A 949-nucleotide genomic window follows, 5' to 3' on the forward strand; every position below is an offset into this window, starting at 1 on the left:
CCCTTTCCGCTCGCCATCCTGCTTGCCTCCTTCGAATCAACGACAGGAGGCTTCGCCAGTTGAGCAGATGCCTGGCTAGCCAAGCCAATCATTCGCGATCGAGAGCGCTTCTTCCTTGGTTCCAGGCGGAACAACAAGGATCGAGTTCGAGAGCCTCAATGACGACGACGGAGTGCCTGTACAACACTCAGGCGACATATCCAGCCGAGCATAGTTAAAGATCAGAACTCTTTGTTGGTTGCTTAACCCAGCATTTGTTATCGGCTGAGTACCACTTGTTAGTGACTTACACACTACCAAGGGTGCGCAAAAACGATTCACCCACAAACTACATTCAAGGTCGATCAGAGAGAAACAGGCAATGAAGACCACAGTAAGAAAAATGATCAGCCCCCTGTTCATCGCGCGGCAACTTTGCGTAATTAGCCTTATGGCCCTCGCCGTGTCGCCGTCCGCGAATGCGGATGTAACAGCATTCGGGCAGGAGCTCTCGATCCCGAAAAACACGGCCAGCGGCACCATAGTAGCTCGACATTACATCACTCCGCAGGAGGTATGCGGCGCATCGAGTTGCAAAGTCAGCCAAGTTCTCGCCTACCCAGATGGCGGCGGATCCCCCTCAAACTCAACAGTACTCACCACGAATGTCTCGGGCATATCGACTCGTTTGTTGATCAATGGAAGAGCCTACGGAACTTCATATCCTGGGGAAACGGTCACACGGCCCATCGAAGTACAGTTACTCGGCGATGGTCGGGAAAATAAAGGCGGCTCCCTTGCGGGCGTCCACGCCTCACCGTACTACTACCAGCTATCAACAGGAGGTAGCTACTCTTTTCTAATCTACCTGAAGGGCACTATCACCCCTATCAACGGTACCTGCTCGGTACCGAGCCAGACGGTAAAGCTACCTAAAACCTTGATTCAGCGCCTGGAGCGCATCGGCTCG

The 949-nt window shown here is 53.2% G+C and carries 1 pseudogene; it reads left to right on the forward strand.

The features are described from left to right. Window positions 1-361: 361 nt before the first annotated feature. A pseudogene (locus PVZ80_RS00300) lies at window positions 362-949 on the forward strand (fimbrial protein); the annotation flags it as partial.

The organism is Pseudomonas sp. B3G-3, from assembly GCF_028640915.1.
GTDB classification, from domain to species: domain Bacteria; phylum Pseudomonadota; class Gammaproteobacteria; order Pseudomonadales; family Pseudomonadaceae; genus Aquipseudomonas; species Aquipseudomonas chlororaphis_I.